General features: G+C 61.5%; 16 protein-coding genes. 5 read left to right on the top strand and 11 right to left on the bottom strand.

The window, feature by feature from the left end; genetic code table 11:
* Nucleotides 1-284 precede the first annotated feature (284 nt).
* Nucleotides 285-707 carry a phasin family protein gene (locus MKZ87_RS27120; RefSeq protein WP_085698102.1) on the top strand — a complete coding sequence of 141 codons (423 nt, stop codon included), beginning with the start codon at nucleotides 285-287 and terminating at the stop codon, nucleotides 705-707.
* Nucleotides 708-717: 10 nt separating this feature from the next.
* Complete coding sequence (locus MKZ87_RS27115) at nucleotides 718-1,581, top strand: phasin family protein (protein ID WP_085698103.1); 864 nt, start codon at nucleotides 718-720, stop codon at nucleotides 1,579-1,581.
* Nucleotides 1,582-1,681: 100 nt separating this feature from the next.
* Here MKZ87_RS27115 and MKZ87_RS27110 read toward each other — a convergent pair whose 3' ends face one another.
* The 10 genes from MKZ87_RS27110 to MKZ87_RS27065 all read right to left on the bottom strand — a co-directional run bounded on the left by MKZ87_RS27110 (nucleotide 1,682) and on the right by MKZ87_RS27065 (nucleotide 14,663).
* Nucleotides 1,682-2,302, bottom strand: a complete 621-nt coding sequence (locus MKZ87_RS27110; RefSeq protein ID WP_085698104.1) for a TetR/AcrR family transcriptional regulator — start codon at nucleotides 2,300-2,302, stop codon at nucleotides 1,682-1,684.
* A 27-nt stretch (nucleotides 2,303-2,329) separates the two neighbouring features.
* The gene (gene phaC / locus MKZ87_RS27105) at nucleotides 2,330-4,012 is read right to left on the bottom strand and encodes a class II poly(R)-hydroxyalkanoic acid synthase (protein WP_085698105.1); all 1,683 of its coding nucleotides are present in this window, start codon (nucleotides 4,010-4,012) and stop codon (nucleotides 2,330-2,332) included.
* Nucleotides 4,013-4,163: 151 nt separating this feature from the next.
* Nucleotides 4,164-5,018, bottom strand: a complete 855-nt coding sequence (phaZ, locus tag MKZ87_RS27100; RefSeq protein WP_007952412.1) for a poly(3-hydroxyalkanoate) depolymerase — start codon at nucleotides 5,016-5,018, stop codon at nucleotides 4,164-4,166.
* A gap of 154 nt (nucleotides 5,019-5,172) precedes the next feature.
* Nucleotides 5,173-6,852 carry a class II poly(R)-hydroxyalkanoic acid synthase gene (gene phaC / locus MKZ87_RS27095; protein WP_085698106.1) on the bottom strand — a complete coding sequence of 560 codons (1,680 nt, stop codon included), beginning with the start codon at nucleotides 6,850-6,852 and terminating at the stop codon, nucleotides 5,173-5,175.
* A gap of 257 nt (nucleotides 6,853-7,109) precedes the next feature.
* The gene (locus tag MKZ87_RS27090) at nucleotides 7,110-7,487 is read right to left on the bottom strand and encodes a gamma-butyrobetaine hydroxylase-like domain-containing protein (protein ID WP_085698107.1); all 378 of its coding nucleotides are present in this window, start codon (nucleotides 7,485-7,487) and stop codon (nucleotides 7,110-7,112) included.
* Nucleotides 7,488-7,640: 153 nt separating this feature from the next.
* The gene (gene hslU / locus MKZ87_RS27085; protein ID WP_085704930.1) at nucleotides 7,641-8,978 is read right to left on the bottom strand and encodes an ATP-dependent protease ATPase subunit HslU; all 1,338 of its coding nucleotides are present in this window, start codon (nucleotides 8,976-8,978) and stop codon (nucleotides 7,641-7,643) included.
* A 55-nt stretch (nucleotides 8,979-9,033) separates the two neighbouring features.
* Nucleotides 9,034-9,564 carry an ATP-dependent protease subunit HslV gene (hslV, locus tag MKZ87_RS27080; protein ID WP_039772440.1) on the bottom strand — a complete coding sequence of 177 codons (531 nt, stop codon included), beginning with the start codon at nucleotides 9,562-9,564 and terminating at the stop codon, nucleotides 9,034-9,036.
* Nucleotides 9,565-9,822: 258 nt separating this feature from the next.
* On the bottom strand, nucleotides 9,823-10,539 hold the full coding sequence (locus MKZ87_RS27075; RefSeq protein WP_085704932.1) for an SPOR domain-containing protein: 717 nt from the start codon (nucleotides 10,537-10,539) through the stop codon (nucleotides 9,823-9,825).
* Nucleotide 10,540: 1 nt separating this feature from the next.
* The gene (gene argS / locus MKZ87_RS27070) at nucleotides 10,541-12,277 is read right to left on the bottom strand and encodes an arginine--tRNA ligase (protein ID WP_085704997.1); all 1,737 of its coding nucleotides are present in this window, start codon (nucleotides 12,275-12,277) and stop codon (nucleotides 10,541-10,543) included.
* Nucleotides 12,278-12,443: 166 nt separating this feature from the next.
* On the bottom strand, nucleotides 12,444-14,663 hold the full coding sequence (locus MKZ87_RS27065) for a primosomal protein N' (RefSeq protein WP_085704934.1): 2,220 nt from the start codon (nucleotides 14,661-14,663) through the stop codon (nucleotides 12,444-12,446).
* Between the two features lie 284 nt (nucleotides 14,664-14,947).
* On the opposite strand from MKZ87_RS27065, the gene rpmE reads away from it, so the two are divergent.
* The 3 genes from rpmE to MKZ87_RS27050 all read left to right on the top strand — a co-directional run bounded on the left by rpmE (nucleotide 14,948) and on the right by MKZ87_RS27050 (nucleotide 17,444).
* On the top strand, nucleotides 14,948-15,166 hold the full coding sequence (gene rpmE / locus MKZ87_RS27060) for a 50S ribosomal protein L31 (RefSeq protein ID WP_085698111.1): 219 nt from the start codon (nucleotides 14,948-14,950) through the stop codon (nucleotides 15,164-15,166).
* Between the two features lie 41 nt (nucleotides 15,167-15,207).
* A complete protein-coding gene (locus tag MKZ87_RS27055; protein ID WP_085704936.1) occupies nucleotides 15,208-15,990 on the top strand; it encodes a thermonuclease family protein in 783 nt (260 codons plus the stop codon).
* Between the two features lie 185 nt (nucleotides 15,991-16,175).
* The gene (locus MKZ87_RS27050; protein WP_085698113.1) at nucleotides 16,176-17,444 is read left to right on the top strand and encodes a malic enzyme-like NAD(P)-binding protein; all 1,269 of its coding nucleotides are present in this window, start codon (nucleotides 16,176-16,178) and stop codon (nucleotides 17,442-17,444) included.
* A 243-nt stretch (nucleotides 17,445-17,687) separates the two neighbouring features.
* Here the strand turns inward: MKZ87_RS27050 and MKZ87_RS27045 are convergent, their stop codons facing one another.
* Complete coding sequence (locus MKZ87_RS27045) at nucleotides 17,688-20,132, bottom strand: penicillin-binding protein 1A (protein WP_371918985.1); 2,445 nt, start codon at nucleotides 20,130-20,132, stop codon at nucleotides 17,688-17,690.
* Nucleotides 20,133-20,291: the final 159 nt, after the last annotated feature.

The following is a 20,291-nucleotide window of genomic DNA, read 5'->3' as shown; positions in this document are numbered from 1 at the left end:
CCAACAGTCAGAATCGAGCCTTGTCCCTCCTCCTCCCTTCAAGTACCAGCATACAAGCGAGCTTGCTCGCGAATGCGGACTGTCTGCTGACTGAAATGTTGGCTGATACAACGCCTTCGTCGGATCGCCGCCCGGAGCAAGCTCGCTCCCACATTTGTTTTGTGGTGTGCCCACCTGTTTATGTCAGTTGTTAGGGTGCCGTTTCTAATTTTTCTCCCTACTTTGTGCCTGAGCCCGACACTTGTCAGGGCAGTTCCTCAAACCTTCTGCGCGTGAGGTGCACCATGGCCAAAGTCATTTTGAAGAAAAAAATCGACGCTTCGACTTCCGCTCTGAGCGACGTCAAATCCTATGCCCGCAAGATCTGGCTGGCAGGCCTGGGTGCCTACACCAAGGTCGGTCAGGAGGGCAGCGAGTACTTTCAAGAGCTGATCAAGGCTGGTCAAACTGTTGAAAAGAAAGGCAAAAAAGCCGTCACCGAAAAACTCGAAGCGGCCAACGCCGAGATCGATGATGCCAAGAGCGAAGTCAGCTCTTTCAAAGGCCGGGTCGAAGTTCAGCTCGACAAGGTCGAGAAGGCGTTCGACACGCGTGTCGCCAGTGCCTTGAATCGTATCGGCATTCCGTCTAAACATGACGTTGAGGCACTCTCTGCTAAGCTCGATGAGCTGACGGCATTGCTCGAACGCGTCGCGCGTAAATCTTAAGGAGAACGGGATGGCTGGTAAAAAGAACACCGATAAAGAAGGCAGCTCGTGGATCGGAAAAGTCGAAGACTATTCCCGCAAGATCTGGCTGGCTGGTTTAGGCGTGTACTCGAAGATCGACACTGACGGCAGCAAACTCTTCGATACATTGGTCAAAGACGGCGAGAAAGCCGAGAAGCTCACCAAGGCTGCAGTCGGCAAGAAAGTTGATGCTGCCAAGGATTCTGCAAGCTCGGCAAAATCGCGCATCAGCGGCGTGAAAGATCGCGCGCTGGGCACCTGGGATCAACTGGAAGGGGCTTTCGACAAGCGCCTGAACAGTGCGATCTCGCGCCTGGGCGTACCGAGCCGCAACGAGGTGAAGGATCTGCACAAGAAGGTCGATACCCTGACCAAACAGATCGAAAAACTCACCGGCCTGAAAGCTCAGCCTGTCGCGGCCAAAACCGCAGCAGCCAAGCCTGCAGCCAAAACCGCTGCCAAGCCACTGGCTAAAGCCGCCAAACCGGCCGCAAAACCAGCAGCCAAAACTGCTGCCGCCAAGCCTGCTGCGAAAGCCGCGGCCAAACCGGTTGCTGCCAAGGCCGCCGCCAAGCCGGCTGCAAAACCAGCCGCCAAACCTGCGGCCAAGCCAGCAGCGAAAACCGCTGCCGCCAAACCCGCTGCCAAGCCTGCCGCCAAACCGGCTGCGGCGAAAAAACCGGCAGTGAAAAAACCGGCCGCGCCGAAAGCCGCTGCGCCGAAAGCTGCAGCACCAAAACCGGTGACCACACCGCAAGCACTGGCAAGCACGTCGAACTCCGCCTCGGCTCCAACCCCGGCGCCTGCTCCGACTGCTGCATCGACTCCGTCGACGCCGACCAGTCAGTCCTGATTTTTCAGGGCTCAAGAAAACGCCCGGCCTGTGAAGGTCGGGCGTTTTTGTCTGGATGATTTGGAAGCCATCCTTCTCCTCAAAGGAGAGGGCTTTGGCGTTATTCGTGATCTTCGAGGTACTGCCGCGCCATTCTCTCCGTCGCCACCTTCACCGGCGGCAACAGGTGTGGCGCCACCAGCATCATGATCTGGTACACCACCAGTCGCACTTCCCCTTCGCGATCGAGAATCCGCTGATAGTCCAGCGAGAACAGCAACGTCATGGTGATCTGCTCCACCAGTTGCCCCAGCGCCTGAGTGTCGCTGACCAGTTGCCCCGACGCCTTCAGCCGCGCCAGCAATGACGCCAGCGTGCGCTTGAGCACGTTGAGGAACTGGCGAATGCCCTTGGCGAGTTTCGGCAGACGTCCGGCCAGGTTCGACAGGTCCTGGAACAGGAAGCGATATTGCGCCAGCCGTTCGACGATCAGGTGCAGGAACAGCCAGTAATCCTCTGGCGCCAGTTCGACATCGGCGGGCGGGTCGAGCAGCGGGGCGAGGTCGTTCTGGAAGCGCTCGAACAATCCGAGAATCAGCGGTTCCTTGCCGTGGAAGTGGTAGTAGAGGTTGCCTGGGCTGATCCCCATTTCATTGGCAACCTCCATGGTGGAGACGTTCGGCTCGCCCTTTTCATTGAACAACTGCAGGGCACATTCGAGGATCCGTTCGCTTGTTTTCATCCAGTCTTCTTAAAGGGCTTGAGTCAGTCAGCGCACACGCACATAGGTGCCGGGTGCCGCTTCCATCGGTGGATAATTGGCGTTGCCGAGGGGCATCTGGGTTTCGCGAAGGGTGCCGGAGCGCTGCTGCACCCACTCCAGCCATTGCGGCCACCAGCTGCCTTCGACTTTCCTGGCGTCGTAGTACCAGGCGCGCGGATCACTGCTGAGCTTTCCGTTCTCGACGTAATGGGCTTTCGGGTTGCCCGGCGGGTTGAGGATGCTCTGCACGTGACCGCTGTTGGACAGCACGAAACGCCGCTCACCGCCCAGCAACAGCGTCGAGCGATACACCGCATCCCACGGCGTGATGTGGTCGTTCATGCCGCCCACGCTGAAACTGTCGACCGTGACCTTCTGCAGATCGATCGGCGTGCCGCACACTTCCAGCCCGCCCGGATGGGTCAACGGGTTGTGCTTGAAGAAATCCAGAATGTCGCCGTGAAACGCGGCGGGCAGGCGGGTGCTGTCGTTGTTCCAGTAGAGGATGTCGAACGCCGGCGGCTCCTTGCCCAGCAGGTAGTTGTTGACGAAATAACTCCAGATCAGATCGTTGGGACGCATCCACGCGAACACCTTGGCCATGTCGCGACCGTCCAGCACGCCTTTCTGATAGGAGCGTCGCTTGGCCGCCTCGAGCGTTTGCTCATCGGCGAACAGGGTGGCCGGGGTGTTCATTTCACTGTCGAGCAGACTCACCAGATAAGTGGCGCTGGAGACCCGCCGCAACTGCCGCTTGGCCTGCAGATGCCCTTGCAGCGCTGCGATGGTCAGCCCGCCGGCGCAGGCGCCCACCAGGTTGACCTCGCGAGCGCCGGTGATCGCCCGGCAGATGTTCATGGCTTCTTCCACGGCTTCGACATAGGTCGAGAGGCCCCATTCGCGATGCCGCACATCCGGGTTGCGCCAACTGATCATGAAGGTCTGCAAGCCGTTCTTCAGCGCAAACTGGACGAAGCTGTTGCTCGGGCTGAGGTCGAAAATGTAGTACTTGTTGATTTGCGGCGGCACCACCAGCAGCGGTTTCGAATACTGTTTTTCGCTCATCGGCCGGTACTGGATCAGCTCGAGCATTTCGTTGCGAAACACCACCGAGCCGGTGGTGGTGGCGACGGTCTTGCCGACTTCGAAAGCCTGTTTGGTGACCTGGCGTGGCAGGCCGTCGTTGTGCAGCAAATCATCGAACAGATGACTGAGACCGCGCACCAGACTGTGGCCGCCGGAGTTGAACAGCTCCTTCACCGCCAGCGGATTGAGCAGGGTGTTGGAGGGCGCCACGGCGTCGTTGAGCAGGGTGAAGGCGAAGTGCGCGCGGGCGCGGTCGTCGTCGCTCATGCTGCTCTCGTCGATCCAGCTCTTGACCTGTTTCTGCCAGGCCAGATAAGCCTGAAGGCTGCGCCGATAGAACGGGTTCAGGCTCCACGCCGGATCGGCGAAGCGGCTGTCCTGCGGATTGGTCGGGTGCAGGGTTTCGCCGAGCAGCACGCGTCCGAGCGCGCCTCCCAGCTTCAAGGCGTGTTTTGCACTGTGGATCGGATTGCGCAGCCCGTAAGCCGCCACGCTGCGCAAGGTCGAGACCAGGTCACGACCGCGCAGGCCGGTCATGGCACTCTGTGCATTGATGAACACGGCGGGGCTGGGCACGACGCCCGTCGCTGGTTTGTCACGCATGACTCAACACTCCTTCGTCTTCAGGCCAGAAACAAACACACCGAACCAGAACACCATAGACGCTGTTGCGGGTTGTTGCCTGCGTGGCTCCCTGCCACGCACCTGTGCGGATGCGTTGCAAAACGCTCTCCAGAAATCCGTGCCGGGAGGGTTATCCGCCCAGCGGTGTCGGGTGCGGATGCATCACCGCACGCTGACGTTCCTCCTGGAGGAACTTCATGATGATCGGCGCCACCGCCTCGGCCCGGGTAATCAGGAACAGATGCCCGTCGTCGATGATGTGCAACTGCGCGTTGGGGATTCGCCAGGCGAGCATGCGCATGTTGATCAGCGGGATCAGCGGGTCGTCATCGCCGGCCAGCACCAGCGTCGGTTGGTGGATCTTGTGCAGCCAGTGAATGCTGGTCCAGCCCAGGCCTGCGAACAGTTGCCAGTAGTAGCCGAGCTTGCCCGCCGAGCGCACCTTGGCCGCATGGCTGGCGGCGAGTGTCGGGTCGCGACGGAACGAGCCGCCGTAGATCATCGGGGCGATGCGGATCACATGGGACGGCTGGATGTAGCGACGTGGGCTGGCCATCATCCACAGCACTTTCGGCTTGCCCGGCACCATCACCGCACCGGCAGCGGTCGCCGCCAGCACCAGCTTCTTGCAGCGCTCGGGATAGTCGTAGGCGAACTGCTGCGCCAGTGCACCACCCCAGGACACGCCGATCACGTTGACCTGTCCGTAGTCGAGGTAATCGAGCATCCGTGCGGTGAGCTTCGCCAGCCCCGGAAAACGGTACGGTCGGCTCGGCGTCGAGGAACCGCCGACACCGGGCACGTCGAAGGCGATCACTTCCAGATCCGGATCCAGCGCCGCGACAAAAGGAAACACCAGCTCCAGGTTGGCGCCGATGCCGTTGAATATCAGCAAGGGCGTCAAGTGAGGCTTGCCGGGGCGGACCGCCGTGCGGATGGTCTGGCCATCGAGCTCGACGGTTCGAAAGATGAACGGGTGCGGCATGCTTCAAGGCCCTGTGGGTGAAATCTCTATCTCATCTTTAACTGTGGGAGCGAGCTTGCTCGCGAAAGCGGCGGATCAGTCGACTTCAATATTGAATGTCAGTCCGCCTTCGTCGGAACGCCGCCCGGAGCAAGCTCGCTCCCACAGATGTCGGTTACCGCTCGTGAACGTAAGTGCCCGGCGACGCTTCGCCTGCCGGGAACGCCTTGTTGCCCAGCTTCGTCGGTGCCTTTTTCAATTCGCCCGAACGTGCCGCCTGCCAGGCTTGCCAGTGCAGCCACCAGGAATCGGCATGCTTGGTCGAGTTTTCCTGCCAGTCATCGGCATTGGCGGTCATTTCGTCGCTGGTCATGTAGCGCGATTTCGGGTTGCCCGGCGGGTTCAGAATGCTCTGGATATGCCCGCTGCTGGACAGCACGAACTCCACCTTGCCGCCAAACAGCTGCGCCGACTTGTAGCAGGACTTCCACGGCGTGATGTGGTCGTTGGTGCCGGCCAGCGAGAAGATGTCGGCCGTGACCTTCTTGAGGTCGATCGGCGTGCCGCACACTTCCAGTGCATCGGGGCGGGTCAATGGATTGTTTTTGAACATCTCGATCAGGTCGCCGTGGAACGCGGCCGGCAGTCGAGTCGTATCGTTGTTCCAGAACAGGATGTCGAACACCGGCGGCTCGTTGCCCAGCAGGTAGTTGTTGACCCAGTAGTTCCAGATCAGATCGTTGGGGCGCATCCAGGCGAAGACCTTGGCCATGTCTTTGCCTTCAAGCACACCGGCCTGATAGGAGTGCCGCTTGGCCATTTCCAGCGTCTGCTCGTCGACGAACAACGCGACGTCGCTGTCGAGCGTGGTATCGAGCACGCTGACCAGCAGGGTCAGGGCATTGACCTTGTTCTCACCCGTCGCCGCATAGTGGCCGAGCAGGGCGGTGCAGGTGATGCCGCCGGAGCAGGCGCCGAGCATGTTGACGTCCTTGCTGCCGGTGATCGCGGTGACCACGTCAACCGCTTCCTTCAGAGCTTCGATGTAAGTCGAGAGGCCCCACTCGCGCTGTTCCTTGGTCGGGTTGCGCCAGCTGACGATGAAGGTCTGCACATTGTTGCGCAGGCAGAAACGCGCCAGGCTCTTGTCCGGGCTCAGGTCGAAGACGTAGAACTTGTTGATCTGCGGCGGCACCACCAGCAGCGGGCGCTCGTGCACTTGCTCGGTGATCGGCTTGTACTGGATCAGTTCCAGCACGTCGTTGCGAAATACCACCGCGCCTTCGGTCACGCCCAGGCTCTTGCCGACCTCGAACGCGCCCATGTTGACCTGGCTCGGCATGCCGCCGTTGTGCACCAGATCCTTGGCCAGATGCGAGAGACCGTCGAGCAGGCTCTTGCCGCCGGTCTCGAAGAAGCGTTTGACCGCCGCCGGGTTGGCCATGCTGTTGGTCGGCGCCATGGCTTCGGTCATCAGGTTGATCACGAAGTGGCCACGCGCGATGTCCTTGGGCGAGAGGCTGCTGTCGTCGATCCAGGCATGGAGTTCCTTGCGCCATGCCAGATAAGTCTGCAGATAACGTTTGTACAGCGGGTTCTGACTCCACGCCGGATCGACAAAGCGACGGTCATCGCCCGCCGGTTGCAGTTCCGATTTGCCGAACAGCACGTTCTTCAGTTCGAGGCCGAACCGGGTGACGTGCGTGACGCTATGGATCGGTTGTTTGATGGCCTGGGTCAGCACCATTCGAGCAGAGGCCAGCAGATCCTTTCCGCGAAGCCCAACGACAGGATTCAGCCCCAGGGTGTTCTCCGAGGCCTGGTACTTCAAATCATCGTTATTCTTGTTACTCATCTACGACGCTCCATTGTCCTGAGACGAGTACCCGGTTTCTGCTGTGCAGTTCCACAGCCAATGCCAGGTACTACTGCTCGGGTGACCGTTGATTCTGCATAGCTGCTTTACAGTCGTAGAGCACTGCAGGGAACTTGCCAGTTCCATTGGTTACCCGAGATTGATTTTTTTCGCAAGCAGCCGATCCCGGGCCGCTTTAGCGGAGCATTCAAACAGATGAATCTAGAAAATGCCCTCTAAACAGTCCGAGCCGCGGACTAGAGCATCAGCTTGACGACGGACTGATCCGGGTCGCGGGTTTTGCCGGCGGCTTTGAGTTCGGCCAGATAATCCGCCCAGAGTGCGTCATAACGTCGCCCCAGCTCGTACAGGTAATCCCAGGTGAACAGACCGCTGTCGTGACCGTCGTCGAAGGTCAGTTTCAGTGCGTACTGACCGGCCGGTTCTACCTTGGTCAGGCCGACATGCAGTTTGCCGAATTGCAGGATCGGTTTGCCGTGGCCCTGGACCTCGGCGGAGGGGGAATGTACGCGCAGGAATTCGGCGGGCAGGGTGTATTCCTCGCCGGACGCGTATTTGAGCGACAGGGTTTTCGAGGCTTTGTGCAGTTTGATGTCGGTGGGGAGTTGGGTCATGGGCTGGCATCCGAAGTGTGGGCGACCCTTAAGCAAATGTGGGAGCGAGCTTGCTCGCGAAAGCGGTGTGTCAGACAACATTGATATCGACTGACACGGCCTCTTCGCGAGCAAGCTCGCTCCCACAGGGTCCGCTACTACTGTAAGTATGGCTTACAGGATATAACGGGACAGGTCTTCGTTCTGCGCCAATTCGCCCAGGTGGCTGTTGACGTACTCGGCGTCGATCTGGATAGCCGTGTCATCGTGGGCGCTGGCCAGATCGCCGGCACTGAACGACACCTCTTCCAGCAGACGCTCGAGCAGCGTGTGCAGGCGACGGGCACCGATGTTCTCGGTCTTCTCGTTGACCTGCCAGGCGATCTCCGCCAGACGCTTGATGCCTTCGGGCTGGAACTGGATGTTCAGGCCTTCGGTTTTCAGCAGCGCGCAGTATTGCTCGGTGAGCGAGGCGTGCGGTTCGCTGAGGATGCGTTCGAAATCCTGCGGGCTCAGGGCCTTGAGTTCAACGCGGATCGGCAGACGGCCTTGCAGCTCCGGCACCAGATCGCTCGGCTTGCTCAGGTGGAAAGCACCGGAGGCGATGAACAGGATGTGGTCGGTCTTGACCATGCCCAGCTTGGTGTTGACGGTGCAGCCTTCGATCAGCGGCAGCAGGTCACGTTGCACGCCTTCGCGGGATACATCGGCACCACCGACATTGCCGCGCTTGGCGACCTTGTCGATTTCGTCGATGAACACGATGCCGTGCTGCTCGACCGCTTCCAGGGCCTTGGCCTTCAACTCTTCTTCGTTGACCAGACGACCGGCTTCTTCATCGCGCACCAGTTTCAGCGCTTCCTTGACCTTGAGCTTGCGGGCCTTCTTCTTGCCCTTGCCCATGTTGGCGAACAGGTTCTGCAACTGGTTGGTCATTTCTTCCATGCCCGGAGGCGTGGCGATTTCGATGCCGGCCATTTCGGCGACTTCGATCTCGATTTCCTTGTCGTCCAACTGACCTTCGCGCAGGCGCTTGCGGAACAGTTGGCGAGTGTTGGAATCCTGGGTCGGCGCTTCTTCGTTGCCGAAGCCCATGCGTGCCGGTGGCAGCAGGGCGTCGAGGATACGGTCCTCGGCGGCGTCTTCGGCGCGGTGACGAACGCGGGTCATTTCCTGCTCGCGCAGCATCTTGATTGCGGCATCGGCCAGATCACGGATGATCGATTCGACGTCACGGCCGACGTAGCCGACTTCGGTGAACTTGGTCGCTTCGACCTTGATGAACGGTGCGTTGGCCAGCTTGGCCAGGCGACGGGCGATTTCGGTTTTACCGACACCGGTCGGGCCGATCATCAGGATGTTCTTCGGGGTCACTTCAACGCGCAGCTCTTCAGGCAGCTGCATGCGGCGCCAGCGGTTGCGCAGGGCAATCGCGACAGCGCGCTTGGCATCGTCCTGGCCGATGATGTGGCGGTTGAGTTCGTGGACGATTTCGCGGGGAGTCATGGACATAATAATTGACGGTCCTCAAGCAGAAACAAGCCGTGGCACAGGGGCCGCGTCAGGCTTATTCAGCGAGATCCTGCTCCTCAATGGTCTGGGTGTGGTTGGTGAATACACAGATGTCGCCGGCGATGCCGAGAGCGGTCTCGACGATTTCGCGGGCCGACAGGTCGGTCTTCTTCAGCAGGGCGCTGGCGGCGGCTTGCGCATAGGCGCCACCGGAACCCATGGCGATCAGGCCGTCCTCGGGTTCGACCACGTCACCGTTGCCGGTGATGATCAGGGATGCGTCCTTGTTGGCGACCGCAAGCATCGCTTCGAGGCGGCTCAGGGAGCGGTCGGTGCGCCATTCTTTGGCGAGTTCGACGGCAGCGCGGATCAGGTGGCCCTGATGTTTCTCGAGCTGGCCTTCGAAACGTTCGAACAGGGTGAAGGCGTCGGCGGTGGCACCGGCGAATCCGGCAATGACTTCACCGTGGTACAGGCGACGAACTTTCTTCGCGTTGCCTTTCATCACGGTGTTGCCGAGTGAAACCTGGCCGTCGCCGCCCATGACGACTTTGCCGTGGCGGCGGACTGAAACGATGGTGGTCAAGGGAAGAGTCTCCACACTGCGGGGCGAAAATGCCTTATGCCCACTCATATGGGGGTGGTGGAGAGGATTTCAACTGCGGGGCGGGAGAGGGGACGAGCGGTGGTTTGCGTGGGGTCGTTCCCACGCAAAGCAGCGTGATCGTTCCCACGCTCCGCGCGGGAATGCCTCAATGGACGCTCCGCGTCCCTGCGGCAAGGGATGCGGAGGGTCCCGGGCTACATTCCCACGCAGAGCGTGGGAACGATCAGTGGGGAGTTGTCAGCGGCTCTGGCGTTGTTGTAACAACAGGTTGCTGAAGCCCGCGCCCGCCAGTTGTTTCTGGGCGGTGGTCAGTTGTTCGCGGTTGCTGAACGGGCCGACCAGTACGCGGTACCAGGTTTCATCCTTCACCGTCCCGGATTCAACCGCGACCGCCTGGCCGAGCAGAATGATCTGCGCGCGGACCTTGTCGGCATCCGTCTCTTTGCGGAACGAGCCGGCCTGCAGGAAGAATTTGGTCACCGGTGCAGCCTTGGTCACCGGTGGCGCTGGCGGCGGCGTGATCCCGGCCAGTGCCGCCTGCGCGCGCGCCGTGTCGATCTTCGCCGCTTCGGCCGGGGTCACCGGCGTGGTCGGGATCGCCGGCACTTGTGGCGTCGGCAGGGTTTTCTCCGGCACCGCGTCCGGCGGCACGATCACTTCCGATTCCGGCAGCAGGGTGTAGAAGTCGTACTTCGGCTTCACCGGTTGCGTCGGGCTCGGCGGGGTCTTGTTGGCCTCGGCGATCTTGGTGGCTTTCTGTTGTTGCTGTTGCTCGATTTTCTCGCGCTTGACCGTGTCCCTGCCCTTGCCCGGCTCCAGTTTCATCAGGAACACGATGAACGCGCCAACCGTCAGGCCGATGGCCATCCACAGCCAGCCCGGAATCGGCTGCTTCGCTGGAGCTTGGTAACGGCTGGCGCCACGCTTGGGTGCAGGTTTTTTCTTGGCAGCCAACTTACATGCGCTCCAGGGTTTCCAGGCCGAGCAGTTCCAGGCCTTGCTTGAGGGTACGGCCGGTCAGCGCGGCAAGGCGCAGACGGCTTTGCATTTGTGCCGGAGTTTCGGCGGCGAGGATCGGGCAGTTCTCGTAGAAGCTGGAGAACAGGCCGGCAACATCGTACAGGTAGGTGCACAGAGTGTGTGGCGTGCCCTTTTCCGCAACGTTGTTCAGCACTTCACCGAACTGCGCCAGTTTGGCCGCCAGTTCCTGCTCGTGCGCCGCTTCGAGGACGATCTGGCCGTCGACTTCGCTGAAATCCTTGCCCAGTTTGCGGAACACGCCGGCCACGCGAGTGTAGGCGTACAGCAGGTACGGCGCGGTGTTGCCTTCGAAGTTGAGCATCAGGTCGAAGTTGAAGCTGTAGTCGCTGGTGCGGTGCTTCGACAGGTCGGCGTATTTCACCGCGCCGATGCCGACCACTTTGGCGATCGAGCGAAGTTCGTCTTCGGCCAGCGTCGGGTTCTTTTCCTTTACCAGGTTGTAGGCACGTTCCTGCGCTTCGGTCAGCAGGTCGATCAGCTTCACGGTGCCGCCGTCACGGGTCTTGAACGGACGGCCGTCGGCGCCGTTCATGGTGCCGAAGCCCATGTGCTCCATTTCCATCGGATGGGTCACGAAACCGGCCTTGCGCGCCACGGCGAACACTTGCTGGAAGTGCAGGGCCTGACGCTGGTCGACGAAGTACAGCGCACGGTCGGCCTTGAGTTTGCCGCTGCGGTAGCGCACGGCGGCCAGGTCGGTGGTGGCGTACAGGTAGCCGCCGTCGGCCTTGACGATGATCACCGGCAGCGGCTCGCCTTCGGCGTTCTTGAATTCGTCGAGGAACACGCACTGGGCGCCGTTGCTTTCGACCAGCATGCCGGCGGCTTTCAGGTCGTTGACCACGTTGATCAGGTCGTCGTTGTAGGCGCTTTCGCCCATCACGTCGGCCATGGTCAGTTTGACGTTGAGCAGTTCGTAGATCTTCTGGCAGTGCGACAGCGAGATGTCCTTGAACTTGGTCCACAGCGCCAGGCACTCGGCATCGCCGGCCTGCAGCTTGACCACCAGGCCACGGGCGCGGTCGGCGAATTCCGGGGACTCGTCGAAGCGCTGCTTGGCGGCGCGGTAGAAGTTTTCCAGGTCCGACAGCTCGTCGCTGGTGATCGGGTTTTCCTGCAGGTACGCCATCAGCATGCCGAACTGGGTGCCCCAGTCGCCGACGTGGTTCTGACGGATCACGGTATCGCCGAGAAACTCCAGCACACGGGCCACGCCGTCGCCGATGATGGTCGAGCGCAGGTGACCGACGTGCATCTCTTTGGCCAGGTTCGGCGCCGACAGGTCGACCACGGTGCGTTGCGCCGGGCCGGCCTTGCGCACGCCGACGTGATCGTCGGCCAGGGCGGCGTCGAGGCGCGAGGCCAGCGCCTGGGTGTTCTGGAAGAAATTGATGAAACCAGGGCCGGCGATTTCGGCCTTGGTGACGTTCTCGTCGGCCGGCAGGGCGGCGATGATTTTTTCTGCCAGGTCACGCGGCTTCATGCCCGCAGGCTTGGCCAGCATCATCGCGATGTTGCTGGCGAAATCGCCGTGGGTCTTGTCCCGGGCGTTTTCCACCTGGATCGCCGGCGTCAGGCCTTCAGGCAACACACCTTCGTTGACGAGTTGGGTGAGGGCTTGTTGGATCAGCTGGCGAATGGTGTCTTTCATGGTCTTCTCTTTCGACCGCAAGCGCGGCGGCGCATCGATGCGCGGGTGGAAAAACTGGGCATTATCCGTTGCGAAGACGGGCTTGCCAACCTTAGCAGGCAGGATGTGGATGTGTGGTGACAATTCGTCAGCCATCGCTGGCTTGCCAGCGATAGCAATCGATCAATCAATACAAGTCGACGGGGTCGACATCCAGCGACCAGCGCACCGCCCGGCCGCTCGGCATCTGTTCCAGCACCAGCAGCCAGCTCGCCAGCAATCGGTGCAGCGGCGCCCGGGCCGTGGCCTGCAACAGCAGCTGCGCGCGGAAGCGCCCGGCGCGGCGCTCCATTGGCGCTGGCACCGGTCCCAGCAGTTCGATCCCGCTCAGGTTCTGTTCGGCCAGCAAACGCTCGGCCTCGCTGCACGCTTCATCAAGAAAGCCTTCGGCCTGCCCCGGCTTGTGCGCTTCGGCGCGCAGCAGGGCGAGGTGGGCGAACGGCGGCAGGCCGGCGGCGCGGCGTTCGCTCAGGGCCTGCTCGGCGAAGGCGAAGTAACCCTGCTCGGTCAGTTGCACCAATAAAGGATGGTCGGCCAGATGCGTCTGGATGATCACCTTGCCCGGCTCTTCCGCCCGCCCGGCGCGTCCGGCGACCTGCACGATCAGTTGTGCCATGCGCTCGCTGGCGCGAAAGTCGCCGGAGAACAGTCCGCCGTCGGCATCAAGGATTGACACCAGCGTCACCCGAGGAAAGTGGTGACCCTTGGCCAACATCTGGGTGCCGACCAGAATGCACGGCTGGCCTTTCTGGATGGTGGCGAACAACTGGTTCATCGCGTCCTTGCGCGAGGTGCTGTCCCGGTCGACGCGCAGCACCGGATAGTCCGGGAACAGAATCGCCAGCCGTTCTTCGGCGCGCTCGGTGCCGGCGCCCACCGGCCGCAGATCGACCTTGTTGCACTTCGGGCATTGGCGCGGCACTCGCTCGACGTAACCGCAATGGTGGCAGCGCAATTCGCCATAGCGCTGATGCACGGTCATCCGCGCATCACAGCGCTGGCACTCGGACATCCAGCCGCAGTCGTGGCACAGCAAGGTCGGGGCAAACCCGCGGCGGTTGAGGAACACCAATACCTGCTGGCCGGCGGCGAGGGTCTGGCCGATGGCTTGTTGCATCGGTCCGGAAATACCACTGTCCAGCGGGCGACTTTTTACATCCAGGCGCAGGAATCGTGGCGGCTTGGCACCGCCAGCGCGTTCGTTCATTCGCAGCAGTCCGTAGCGACCGGTGTAGGCGTTGTGCAGGCTTTCCAGCGATGGCGTGGCGGAACCGAGCACGATCGGGATGTTTTCCTGGCGCGCCCGTACCAGCGCCAGATCCCGCGCGTGGTAGCGCAGGCCTTCCTGCTGTTTATAGGAACCGTCGTGTTCTTCGTCGATGATGATCAGCCCCGGATTCTTCATCGGGGTGAACAGCGCCGAGCGGGTGCCGATAATAATGTCGGCCTCGCCATCGCGGGCGGCAAGCCAGGCATCCAGACGATCACGATCGTTGACCGCCGAGTGCAGCAGGGCGATGCGCGCGTTGAAACGTTGTTCGAAACGGGCGAGGGTCTGCGGGCCGAGGTTGATCTCCGGTATCAGCACCAGCGCCTGCTTGCCGGCCTCGAGGGTTTCGCGGATCAACTGCAAATAGACTTCGGTCTTGCCGCTGCCGGTAACCCCGGCCAGCAGGAACGCGTGATAACTGTCGAACCCGGCGCGAATCGCTTCATAGGCGGCGCGCTGCTCGCCGTTGAGCGGCAGTTCGGGCTGGGCCAGCCAGTGTTCGTGGCGCGCGCCGGGGGCGTGGCGGCGCACTTCGACCTGCACCAGATCCTTGGCCAGCAGCAGATCGAGGCTGTCCTTGCTCAGCATCAGTTTGCTCAGCAACTGATGGGCGACGCCATGAGGGTGCTGGGCCAGCGTCGCCAGGGCTTCACGCTGGCGCGGGGCGCGGGCGATGCGCGGGTCATCGAGGCTGGCGCCGGGAGTCGCCGACCAGAAACGTTCCTGACGGGCCTCGGCCAGTTCGCCCTGACGCAGCAGCACCGGCAGCGCCCAGCTCAGGGTATCGCCGAGGCTGTGCTGATAATACTGGGCGGTCCACAGGCAAAGCTTGAACAGCGCCGGCGGCAGCGGTGCGGTGGCGTCGAGCAGGGCGAGCGCCGGTTTGAGCTTCTCCAACGGGACTTCGCTGGTGTCAGTGACCTCCACCAGAATCCCGATCATCTCCCGCCGGCCAAACGGCACCCGCAGGCGCATGCCCGGTTGCAACTGCGAACGCAGCACGCCGGCCGGGGCCCGATAGTCGAACAGGCGGCGCAGGGGCGAAGGCAGGGCGAGGCGCAGAATAGCGTCGGGCACGCGGGGGATTCTCGATAGCAACGATAAAAGGGATTGGTATTCAATCTGTGGGAGCGAGGCTGCTCGCGAAAACGGTGCGTCAGGCGGCTGATATGTTGCTGACAGATCGCCTTCGAGAGCAAGCTCGCTCCCACAGGGATCGCGCAATGGGCCGGGAGCCTAGCAGACGGTCGGTCTCAGTGACAGCTTGCGTGATCGGGATTGTCTGGTAGAATCCGCGGCCTAATTACGTGCGGTATTCAACAATCGTGTTGGATGGCGGCACGCCAGCTGAGGAAAAAACCATGAAAGCCGATATCCACCCGAATTACCCAGTAGTTGCAGTAACTTGCAGCTGCGGCAACAAGTTCGAAACCCGTTCGACCTTCGGCAAAGCCCTGGCGGTCGACGTTTGCAACGAGTGCCACCCGTTCTACACCGGTAAGCAGAAGACTCTGGACACCGGTGGTCGCGTTCAGAAGTTCGCCGACCGTTTCGGTGCTTTCGGCGCGAAAAAGGCCTAAGGCCCTTCATTCTGGAAAACCTCAGCGGATTTTCCGGTCTGATGAAAAAGGCGTCCCTTGCGGGCGCCTTTTTTGTGTCCGCGATTTGGCTCTCCGCCGCCCAGGCCTTCTGCCCGGCACCGTCTGGTCTGGACGGTGCCACGGTGCAGCGGGTGGTCGACGGCGACACCCTGCGCCTGAGCGACGGGCGCAATGTGCGGATGATCGGCCTTAATACGCCCGAACTCGGCAAGCAGGGTCGTAGCGACGAGCCGTTTGCAGTGGTTGCGCGCAAGCGTCTCGAAGCGCTGGTCGCCGAGAGCGACGGGCGGGTTGGTCTGCACCTTGGCACCCAGCCCAAAGACCATTACGGCCGAACCCTGGCCCACGTTTTCAGCGCCAAGGGTGAGAACCTCGAAGCGCAAATGCTCGCCGATGGTCTCGGTTTCCAGGTCGCGGTGGCGCCGAATGTCGATCTGATCGATTGCCAGCAAGCTGCCGAGCGCCGTGCGCGACAGGCCGGGCTCGGCCTGTGGAGGCGCTCACCTGTACTGAAAGCAGAGCAGATCGAGCGCTCTGGTTTCGCGCTGGTCAGTGGTCGTGTGAGCAAGGTTCAGCGCAATCGTGGCGGAATCTGGATCGAGTTGCAGGACAAGCTTGTACTGCGCGTTGCACCCAATCTGCTGGATCGCTTCGATGTCGCCGCTCTGCAGGCGTTGAAGGGCAAGCAGATCGAGGCCCGTGGCTGGGTGGTGGACCGTTCCCGGCGCGGTGGGCTGAATTCAGGTCAGGCGCGCTGGCTGTTGCCGTTGACCGATCCTTCGATGCTTCAGCCGTCCCGCTGAATAAAAAGTTGTAGACATTTTTTCTGTCGATTGTGAACAGTCCAGCCCTTGTACGCCGTGGCTCTTGGCCCAAAGTCGTAGGGCAGGGCGCTTGACAGGGGTGACCGGGCAGTCTTGTGGGGACTTTGCGAGGCGCGTATCCTCGCTGACCAGTCTGTCCAACAGTAAAAAAGCGGAATGCCAAAATGTCTGATCTGAAAACTGCCGCTCTCGAATATCATGCCAATCCTCGTCCAGGGAAGCTGAGTGTCGAGCTCACCAAGGCCACTGCTACCGCCCGCGACCTGTCGCTGGCCTACAGCCCCGGCGTAGCTGAACCAGTGCGCGAGATCGCCCGCGATCCTGAACTGGCCTACAAGTACACCGGCAAGGGCAACCTGGTTGCAGTCATTTCCGATGGCACCGCGATTCTGGGTCTGGGTAACCTCGGCCCACTGGCTTCCAAGCCAGTCATGGAAGGTAAAGGCGTGCTGTTCAAGCGCTTCGCCGGCATCGACGTCTTCGACATCGAAGTCGACTCCGAAAGCCCGCAAGCCTTCATCGACACCGTAAAACGCATTTCCATCACTTTCGGCGGCATCAACCTGGAAGACATCAAGGCACCCGAGTGCTTTGAGATCGAACGCGCTCTGATCGAGCAGTGCGACATTCCGGTATTCCACGATGACCAGCACGGCACCGCGATCGTGACCGCTGCGGGCATGATCAACGCTCTGGAAATCGCTGGCAAAACCCTGGCCGACGCCAAGATCGTCTGCCTGGGCGCAGGCGCTGCCGCCATCTCCTGCATGAAATTGCTGGTGAGCATGGGCGCCAAGGTCGAGAACATCTTCATGGTTGACCGTACCGGCGTGATCCACGCTGGCCGTGACGACCTGAACCAGTACAAGGCCGTGTTCGCTCATCCTACCGAGAAGCGCACCCTGGACGACGCCATCGAAGGCGCTGACGTATTCGTCGGCCTGTCGGGCCCGAACCTGCTGAGCGCCGAGCAACTCAAGCGCATGGCGGCCAACCCGATCGTCTTCGCTTGCTCCAACCCTGATCCGGAAATCTCCCCGGAACTGGCTCACGCCACCCGTAACGACGTGATCATGGCCACCGGCCGTTCGGACTACCCGAACCAGGTCAACAACGTACTGGGCTTCCCGTTCATCTTCCGTGGTGCTCTGGACGTTCGCGCCAAGCGCATCAACGAAGAAATGAAGATCGCTGCCGCCAACGCCCTGAAGGACCTGGCCAAGCTGCCGGTGCCGAAGGAAGTCTGCGCCGCCTACGGCGTTGATGCGCTGGAGTTCGGCCGTGAGTACATCATTCCGAAGCCGATGGACGCACGCCTGATCACCGTCGTCTCCGACGCCGTGGCCAAGGCCGCGATCGAGACCGGTGTGGCGACCCTGCCGTATCCGAAGAACTACCCGCTGAAAAGCGTGGATGACGTGTTCAACGGCTAAGTCGTTGTAGCGCATCAACCGAAAGCCCCGGCTCGTGAGAGTCGGGGTTTTTTTGTGCCTGTTGATTTTGGGGTGATCTTAAGGGCCTCTTCGCGGGCAAGCCCGCTCCCACAGAGTTTTGTGGTTACTGCGGGAGCGGGCTTGTCCGCGAAGAGGAGGGCCCGGACCACACAAAATGAACAGGCAATAAAAAGCCCCGCACTTCAATTGAAGGCGGGGCTTTTTAGCGGTTCAGGATCAGGATCAGAACAGATCGATCGGCGCCTGCTCATCCGCCGGCAGCGGGCTGCCCGGCACGGTGCCATTGCCGATCTCGTTGACCGACGGCGGCGTGTCCTCGGCCTTGAACAGCTCGAAGTACGCACCCGGTGTGCTCGGCGAGGCTGCACGGCCGCTGACCGGATCCACCCGCAGGCTGAGGATGCCTTCCGGCTCTGGCTGGACGTGCGGCGGCTTGTCCTTCAGCGCGGCGCTCATGTAGTTCATCCAGATCGGCAGTGCCACGGTGCCGCCGAACTCCCGGCGACCGAGGCTTTCCGGCTGGTCGAAACCAGTCCACACGGTGGTCACGTAATCGGCGTTGTAACCGGAGAACCACGCATCCTTGGATTCGTTGGTGGTACCGGTTTTGCCCGCGATGTCGCTGCGGCCCATGGCCAGTGCACGACGGCCGGTGCCGAGCTTGATCACGTCCTGCAGCATGCTGTTGAGGATGTAGGTGGTACGGCCATCGACGATGCGCTCGGCGACTGCCGGTGCCTGCGGCACAGCGGCGCTGCCCGGCGCTTCACCCGGAACCGGTGCTGCGTCGACGGTGATCGATTGGGTCGCCGGTGCCGCAATGCCGTCGGTGGCCGCGCCGCCCTGCGGTACGGTCGGCGGGTTGGCGACGAAAAGCGTCTCGCCGTTGCGGCTTTCGATCTTGTCGATGATGTACGGAGTGATCTTGTAACCGCCGTTGGCGAAGGTGCTCCAGCCGGTGGCGATTTCCATCGGCGTCAGGGTCGCGGTGCCCAGTGCCAGCGAAAGGTTTGGCGGCAGGTCCTGCTTGTTGAAGCCGAAGCGGGTGATGTAGTCGATGGTCTTGCCTACGCCCATCGCCTGCAGCAGGCGGATCGAAACCAGGTTGCGCGACTTATAGAGCGCTTCACGCAAACGGATCGGGCCGAGGAACGTGTTGGTGTCGTTCTTCGGACGCCAGACCTTGTCCAGGTATTCGTCGACGAACACGATCGGCGCATCGTTGACCAGGCTGGCGGCGGTGTAGCCGTTATCCAGCGCGGCGCTGTAGACGAACGGCTTGAAGCTCGAGCCCGGCTGACGCTTGGCCTGCATCGCGCGGTTGTAGTTGCTCTGCTCGAAGGCGAAACCGCCGACCAGCGAACGGATCGCGCCGTTCTGCGGATCCAGCGACACCAGCGCGCCTTGTGCCTGGGGGATCTGGCTGAACTTAAGCGAATTGTTCGGCTGGCGTTGCACGCGAATCAGATCGCCGACCTGCGCCACATCCGACGGCTGACGCGGGTTGGCGCCCATGCTGTTGGTATTGAGGAACGGACGGGCCCATTTCATGGTGTCCCACGCTACGTGCTCTTCGCCGGTGCGGGTCAGTACCTGCAGGCCGTTCTTGTCGACCTGGGTGACGATGGCCGGCTCAAGGCTGCTGATGGTGCGTTGCTTGGTCAGTTCGGTGGCCCAGGCTTCACGGGTCTTGCCCGGCAGGCGCGATTCGGGGCCACGGTAGCCGTGACGCTGATCGTAGGTCATCAGGCCTTCGTGCAGCGCGGTGTTGGCCATTTCCTGGAGGTTGCTCGGCACCGTGGTGGTGACGCGGAAACCTTCGGTGTACGCGTCGCTGCCGTAGCGGCCGACCATTTCCGCACGGGCCATTTCGGCGATATACGGCGCGTTCACTTCCGGGGTCGGCACGTGATAGCTGGCGTTCAGTGGCTCGTTGACCGCGGCGGTGTAGTCGGCTTCGGTGATCTTGCCGAGCTTGTACATGCGGCCAAGGATCCAGTCGCGACGCTCCTTGCTGCGCGCCGGGTTGGCCAGCGGGTTGAAGCGCGACGGGGCTTTCGGCAGACCGGCGATCATCGCCATCTGCGCCAGGCTGACATCGCGGATCGACTTGCCGTAATACACCTGCGCCGCCGCCTCGATGCCGTAGGCGCGGTTGCCCAGATAGATCTTGTTCACGTACAGCTCGAGGATCTCGTCCTTGGTCAGCTGTCGTTCGATCTGCAGCGCCAGGAGGATTTCAGTGGTCTTGCGCGAAAAGCTGCGTTCGCTGGTCAGGAAGAAGTTCTTCGCCACCTGCATGGTGATGGTGCTGCCGCCGGACTGGATGTGCCCGCTTTTGACCAGTTGGGTCGCGGCGCGCATCAGGCTGCTCGGATCGACGCCGTAGTGATTGGCGAAGTTGTCGTCTTCAGCACTTAGTAACGCATTGATGAAATTGGGGGGAATGTCGGCGAAACGGATCGGTGTACGGCGCATTTCGCCAAATTCTGCGATCAACTTGTTGTCGCTGCTGTAGACCCGGAGCGGAATCTGCAACTGAATGCTTCTCAGCGCCTCCACAGATGGCAAACCCGGACTAAGGTAAAGAAACGCGCCGCTGAGACCTAAAAGCAGTCCGCAGAAAACGGCGACGATGGACCAACCGAAAAATTTCAGCAGACGAATCAAGGCTTTTGGACATCCACGGCAAAGAATGAATTGGGCGACAGGGTTCCGGTTAACACAGAACGACCCGCGCCGGCAGTAAAAAGCGGAAAAAAACGCTGGGCATTATAAGCACTTTTCCGCTGAGGGCGTCATTTGCGCTTCTGTCAAGACGGGGCG

Source organism: Pseudomonas sp. MCal1, assembly GCF_026341415.1.
Classification (GTDB): Bacteria; Pseudomonadota; Gammaproteobacteria; order Pseudomonadales; family Pseudomonadaceae; genus Aquipseudomonas.
This window is presented reverse-complemented; position numbering and strand designations above follow the sequence as displayed.